The sequence below is a fragment of the Pseudomonas sp. AGC41 genome, from assembly GCF_057334555.1.
In genome coordinates this window covers 78,780-84,612 of record NZ_JBHFJB010000004.1, presented here as the reverse complement: position 1 = coordinate 84,612, position 5,833 = coordinate 78,780, and the positions used below count along the sequence as shown (strand labels likewise).

The window sequence follows — 5,833 nt, the reverse complement described above, 5'->3', positions numbered from 1 at the left end:
CGAAGGGTCCGCATGGGCTGAACGACTTCCTTAGTCGCCGGCCTTGCCCAACCCCAGATTCACCGCCAGCCACCCATCCACCGCCGCTTCCCCGGCCTCGGCAAACACTCGCTCGAGCAATTTGACCTGCTCGCGCCGCAGCGCCTGTTCAAAGCGCGCGCCCTCGACGGTCAGTTCCAGCAGCCGTTTGCGCTTGTCGGCCTCGGAGGCAACGCTGTTCACCAACTGCATTTCCATCAATTGCCGCAGCGGCATGTTCAATGCCTGTTTGCTCACGCCAAGCAGCGCCAACAGCTCCTTCACACTTAATGATGGATAACGGGCGATGAAAAAAACGATGCGCTGATGCACGCGGCTCAAGCCCCGGCGCTCAAGCATTTCATCGGCTTTGGCGGTAAACGCCTGGTAACCGAAGAAGAACGCTTCCATGGCCATTTGTTGGGATGTGGGATTTTTAAGGTCAAGCATATTGACGTTTCCAGAGGCGACGCGGTAATTTCGGTCAAACAGTTTGACTCATTTTTCCAAGGCCTCGCTACAGGTGACCCCATGGCTTTTTCCGAACGTGTTTCGCGCCTCAAAAGTTCTTTGATCCGGGAAATCCTCGCCGCGGCGCAGCGCCCGGAAGTGATGTCGTTTGCCGGCGGCCTGCCGGCCGAAGCCATGCTGCCGAAGGTGCAGTGGGAGGACATGCCGCTGTCCATGGGCCAATACGGCATGAGCGAGGGCGAGCCGGCCTTGCGTGAAGCGCTGGCAGCGCAGGCGCGATCGTTGGGCCTGGCTTGTGAGGCCGGTCAGGTCTTGGTGGTGAGCGGTTCCCAGCAAACCCTTGACCTGGCGGCCAAGTTGCACATCGACATCGGCACCGAGATTTTGCTCGAAGCGCCGACTTACCTTGCGGCTTTGCAGATTTTCCAGCTGTTCGGCGCCAATTGCATCACCGTGCCCCTTGAAGCGGATGGCCCGGACCTTGAGCAATTGCGGGCCCGGCTGCAGCAGCATCGACCGGCGTTCATCTACCTGATCCCAACGTTCCAGAACCCTTCGGCGGTACGCTACAGCGAGGCCAAGCGCGATGCGGTCGCGGCACTGCTGGACGAGTTCGGCGTGACGCTGGTGGAAGACGAGCCCTATCGCGAACTGACCTTCGATGGCGGCAGCGCCACGCCGATTGCCAGTCGCTTGGAAAAGGCCAGCTGGATCTACACCGGCACGGTGTCGAAGACGTTGTTGCCTGGGCTGCGGGTGGGGTATCTGATTGCCAGCCCGGACCTGTTCCCGCACCTGCTAAGGCTCAAGCAGTCAGCCGACCTGCACACCAATCGCATCGGCCAGTGGCAGGCGTTGCAATGGATCGGCACCGAGCAGTACCGCAGCCATTTGAGTGAATTGAGGGATTTTTACCGGGACCGTCGCGACAGGTTCCAGGCCGCGCTGCAAAGGCATTTCGCCGACATTGCCGACTGGAACGTGCCCCAGGGCGGGCTGTTTTTCTGGCTGACCCTCAAGCAACCGCTGGATACCCGGACCTTGCTTGCCGCCGCCCTGGCGGAGGACGTGGCATTCATGCCGGGAGAGCCGTTTTTTCCCGAGCCTGACAAGCATCCCGGGCACTTGCGCTTGAATTTCAGCCATATCGATCCGGCGCGGCTGGATGAAGGGCTCAGGCGACTGGCGGGGGTGGTGCGGGGGGCTTTGGCTGCCGAGGCGGCTTGAGGTTTGGGTTGGATCGACCGGCCTCTTCGCGAGCAGGCTCGCTCCCACATGGATCTCTGGGTGATTGCAAACTTGTAATCAACACCGGCCTCCTGTGGGAGCGAGCCTGCTCGCGAAAGGGCCATCAACCCCGGCAAAAATTCTCAGACCGCCGAAAAACGCTTGTCCAGATAATCAATGATCACCTTGGACTCATACATCCAGGTGGTCTCGCCATTCTCTTCAATACGCAGGCAAGGCACCTTGATCCGGCCGCCCTGTTCGAGCAGCGTCTGGCGATCCTGCTCGTTGTTTTTCGCATCGCGCAGGGCCACGGGCACGTTGAGACGGTGCAGGGCGCGGCGGGTCTTCACGCAGAACGGGCAGGCATGGAACTGATACAGCGTCAGGCTGCGGGCCGCCTGGTCGACTTGCGCCTGGGCTTCGGCCGGGCGCTTTTTCTTGCCGGGGCGAGTGATGAAGTCGATGAAGATGATGAGCTGGCCCAGACCAACTCGAAGCGCTTTGACGATCACGGTGCAAGCCTCGAAGCAGGGAAGAAGAGGGCGCGCAGCTTACCTGATTTTTGCCAGGCGAAAAAAAACCGGCGATCAATGCCGGTTTCCTTAATGTGTTGCTTTACTTGATCAGGCTGAGGAATTCCATGCGGGTCGCCGCGTTTTCACGGAATTCACCGAGCATCACCGAAGTGATCATCGAGGAGTTCTGTTTTTCCACACCGCGCATCATCATGCACATGTGCTTGGCCTCGATCACCACCGCCACGCCCATGGCCCCCGTCACCTGCTGGACCGCATCGGCGATCTGGCGACTGAGGTTTTCCTGGATCTGCAGGCGACGCGCATACATATCGACGATACGCGCGACTTTCGACAGGCCCAGCACCTTGCCACTCGGGATGTAGGCCACATGGGCCTTGCCGATGAAAGGCAACAGGTGATGCTCGCATAGCGAGTACAACTCGATGTCCTTGACCAGCACCATTTCGCTGTTGTCGGAGCTGAACAAGGCACCGTTGGTGACTTCTTCCAGGGTCTGTTCATAACCGCGGCAAAGGTACTGCATGGCCTTGGCAGCGCGCTTGGGCGTGTCGAGCAGGCCCTCGCGGGAAACGTCCTCGCCGAGTTGGCCGAGAATCGAGGTGTAATTCTGTTCCAGAGACATGAAACTACCTGTGGGATTTTACGCAAAGGGCAAGGGTACGGTGGCGGACACGGCGCTGCAAGCTCGGCAATCGAGGGTTACTCGTCGCGACCTTCCATCATGGTGCGCTTGAGCATCACGTAGACCGCCCCGGCGCCGCCGTGCCTGGCCTGGCAAGAGGTGAAGCCGAGCACTTGCGGGTGCTGGCGCAGCCAGGTGTTGACGTGGCTCTTGATCATCGGTCGCTTGCCGTCCAGCCGCACCGCCTTGCCGTGGGTGACGCGCACACAGCGGATTTCGAATCGGGTGGCTTCGGCGAGGAACGCCCAGAGGGTTTCCCGGGCTTTTTCGACAGTCATGCCGTGCAGGTCGAGGCTGCCTTCGAAAGGGATCTGGCCGACCTTCAGCTTGCGCATCTGGCTTTCCTGGACCCCGTCTCGCGCCCACATCAACTCGTCTTCAGGGCCGACGTCGATGACGAACTGATCGGACAGGCCATCCACGGTCGTTGCATCGGTGCGCACGGTGGCGGCCTGGCGCAACTTGGCGATCTGCGCGCGATCGGCCTTCGGCTTGCCGGTTTCGGCGCGATCGTGTTTGATTGGTTTTACGCCCTGGATCGCACTTTTGAACAGGGAAAAGTCGTCGTCTTGCATGTCAGCCTCCGCGAAGGCCGGCCAGTTTACCCAACTCCGCTGGGATAGGGCGCGACAAAACGTCGGATGGCGGATCAGTCGTGTTTTTTCATCAGATGGGGAGCCATGGCCAGCTCCAAGGATTGGCGGGCGCGACGGCGGCAACGGCGCCAGAGCCAGATGCCCGACAGCAGGACCAACAGACCGATTGCCAGGATGATCGCCGAACCGAGCGGGGTGGCGTTCAACTCGCCCAACGCGGGTGGGCGGCCGAGCAGGCTGGCGGCGCCGGCCATCGCCAGCAGCACACCCAGCGTTGCCAGCAGCGCCGCGATCCCCGCGCCGATACGAAATCGCCAGTTGCTCGGGCCCTTGGGCCGCAAGCGACGTGCGTCAAAACCATCGGATAACTTCATTCCGACCTTCCTCAATGGGTATCGGCCCTTCGACCGGAAGATGTTCGGGTTGTTCCTGAAGCCGGGACAATTGCAGCAAATGAGACGTTTTTGCGGATGAGCGGCGCAACCAGCCGCTCATCAGAGGTGTCAGGTGAAGTCGCGGGTCATGGCCAGGGTGGCGAAGTTGTCCGCCATGATCGCCATTTCAGTCTGGTGGACATGTTCGGCGCTCAGCACGCCGCCCTTGTGCGGCAGGTCACGGGTGGCGCAGGCGTCTTCGACCAGGGTGCAGCGGAAACCCAGATTCTTGGCGGCGCGCACGGTGGTGCTGACGCTGGAATGGCTCATGAAACCGCAGACGATCAGGTCCAGTGGGCCGAAATCCTCCAGACGCTTCTTCAACTCGGTGCCGTGGAAAGCGCTCGGCAAGAGCTTTTCGATGATGGTTTCGTCGTCCCGCGGCTCAAGGCCCGGAATGAATTCCCCACGTTCGCCCTGTGGATCGAACAGCCCGCCGTGGGTACCGAGGTGGCGCACGTGCACGATCGGCCGGCCGGCGGTGCGGGCCGCGCCGAGCAGTTGCTTGATGTTCGCGACCGCCGCGTCCATGCCGCTGAGGGCCAGGGGGCCGGCGAGATACTCTTTCTGGGCATCGATGATGATCAGCGTCGCTTGACTCAGGTTGGCCGCCGCATAACCGCGACCGCTGAGTTGAAACATCGTTTTTGGAACGGACATTCTGGGGCTCCTTGGAGTGGGGCTTTTGCGACATTCTCCTCCGGCTGAGCGGTTCTGTGAATCGCTTCCATCGCAAGGGCCGTCGTTGCTGGCCTACAGCCTTGCCAAGATCGGCATCTTTTTCAATGGGCGGCGAAAAAAATGGAGAGATCCTACGGCTGGATCAGAGCTTTTCGTTTTCGTGGGGGTGTTTGGGGGAGTGCGGGTTTGGCTGGTAGACTCGCCCGTCGATTTTTCTGGAGCATGCCGCTGTGATCACTTCCCGCCTTCGTACACTGCGCGACCATATTCGTTGGGCCGTCAGCCGTTTCCATGGCGAGGATCTGTTCTTTGGCCATGGCACCGACAATGCCTGGGATGAGGCTCGCCAACTGGTGTTGGGTGCGCTGCATTTGCCTTGGGAAATTGCCGACAGCTATCTGGATTGCCGTCTCGAAGACGAAGAGCTGGTACACGTGCAGCGCCTGCTGCGCCGACGTATTGCCGAGCGCATTCCAACTGCCTACTTGCTCGGTGAAGCGTGGTTCTGCGGAATGTCTTTCATCGTCGACGAACGCGTGCTCATCCCGCGTTCGCCCATCGGCGAGCTGATTGAAAAACGCTTCGAGCCCTGGCTGGGCCAGGAGCCTGCGCGGATCCTCGACCTGTGCACCGGTTCCGGCTGCATCGGGATCGCCTGTGCCTATGAATTCCCGGAAGCCGAAGTGGTGCTGGCCGACCTGTCGTTCGAAGCGCTGGAGGTGGCCAATCAGAATATCGAGCGCCATGGCGTCGATGAGCGGGTGTTCACGGTTCAGGGCGATGGCTTTGATGGCTTGCCTGGGCAGCGTTTCGACCTGATCGTGTCGAACCCGCCTTACGTCGACGCGGAGGATTTCGCCGACATGCCCCAGGAATACCAGCACGAGCCGGAGTTGGGCCTGGCCTGTGGCGATGACGGCTTGAACCTGGTTCGCCGGATGCTGGCCGAGGCGGCCGACCATCTGACCGAGAAGGGCCTGTTGATTGTCGAGGTGGGCAACAGCCAGGTGCATGTCGAAGCACTGTATCCGGAAGTCGACTTCGCCTGGCTGGACTTCGAGCGCGGCGGCCATGGCGTGTTCATGCTCAGCGCCGAACAGTGCCGCCAGCACCAGGCGTTGTTTGCTTCCAGGATTTGACGCTGGGCTGCCTTTGTGGCGCGGGAACTTGCTCCCGCTGGGC

Annotated in this window: 8 protein-coding genes; 2 read left to right on the top strand and 6 right to left on the bottom strand. The window is 61.0% G+C overall.

Annotated features, from left to right (window positions below):
* Positions 1–30: 30 nt before the first annotated feature.
* Positions 31–468 carry a MarR family winged helix-turn-helix transcriptional regulator gene (locus tag ACE04F_RS00815; protein ID WP_486104096.1) on the bottom strand — a complete coding sequence of 146 codons (438 nt, stop codon included), beginning with the start codon at positions 466–468 and terminating at the stop codon, positions 31–33.
* An 81-nt stretch (positions 469–549) separates the two neighbouring features.
* Between ACE04F_RS00815 and ACE04F_RS00810 the strand changes: the two genes are divergently transcribed.
* On the top strand, positions 550–1,716 hold the full coding sequence (locus ACE04F_RS00810; RefSeq protein ID WP_486104094.1) for an aminotransferase-like domain-containing protein: 1,167 nt from the start codon (positions 550–552) through the stop codon (positions 1,714–1,716).
* Between the two features lie 143 nt (positions 1,717–1,859).
* Here the strand turns inward: ACE04F_RS00810 and ACE04F_RS00805 are convergent, their stop codons facing one another.
* From ACE04F_RS00805 to ACE04F_RS00785, 5 genes are all read right to left on the bottom strand, one after another.
* Entirely contained in the window at positions 1,860–2,231 is a 372-nt protein-coding gene (locus ACE04F_RS00805; RefSeq protein WP_486104092.1) for a glutathione S-transferase N-terminal domain-containing protein, read from the bottom strand.
* A 103-nt stretch (positions 2,232–2,334) separates the two neighbouring features.
* Positions 2,335–2,880, bottom strand: coding sequence for a GTP cyclohydrolase I FolE (gene folE, locus ACE04F_RS00800; RefSeq protein WP_486104090.1), 546 nt, complete (start codon positions 2,878–2,880; stop codon positions 2,335–2,337).
* Positions 2,881–2,957: 77 nt separating this feature from the next.
* A complete protein-coding gene (locus ACE04F_RS00795; protein ID WP_434603147.1) occupies positions 2,958–3,515 on the bottom strand; it encodes a Smr/MutS family protein in 558 nt (185 codons plus the stop codon).
* Positions 3,516–3,589: 74 nt separating this feature from the next.
* The gene (locus ACE04F_RS00790; RefSeq protein WP_486104088.1) at positions 3,590–3,910 is read right to left on the bottom strand and encodes a hypothetical protein; all 321 of its coding nucleotides are present in this window, start codon (positions 3,908–3,910) and stop codon (positions 3,590–3,592) included.
* 129 nt (positions 3,911–4,039) lie between these two features.
* Positions 4,040–4,630: a cysteine hydrolase family protein gene (locus ACE04F_RS00785; protein ID WP_305496139.1), complete on the bottom strand. Its 591-nt coding sequence runs from the start codon at positions 4,628–4,630 to the stop codon at positions 4,040–4,042.
* A 251-nt stretch (positions 4,631–4,881) separates the two neighbouring features.
* Here ACE04F_RS00785 and prmB point away from each other — a divergent pair, with 251 nt between their 5' ends.
* Positions 4,882–5,790 carry a 50S ribosomal protein L3 N(5)-glutamine methyltransferase gene (gene prmB, locus ACE04F_RS00780; RefSeq protein WP_486104086.1) on the top strand — a complete coding sequence of 303 codons (909 nt, stop codon included), beginning with the start codon at positions 4,882–4,884 and terminating at the stop codon, positions 5,788–5,790.
* Positions 5,791–5,833 lie beyond the last annotated feature (43 nt).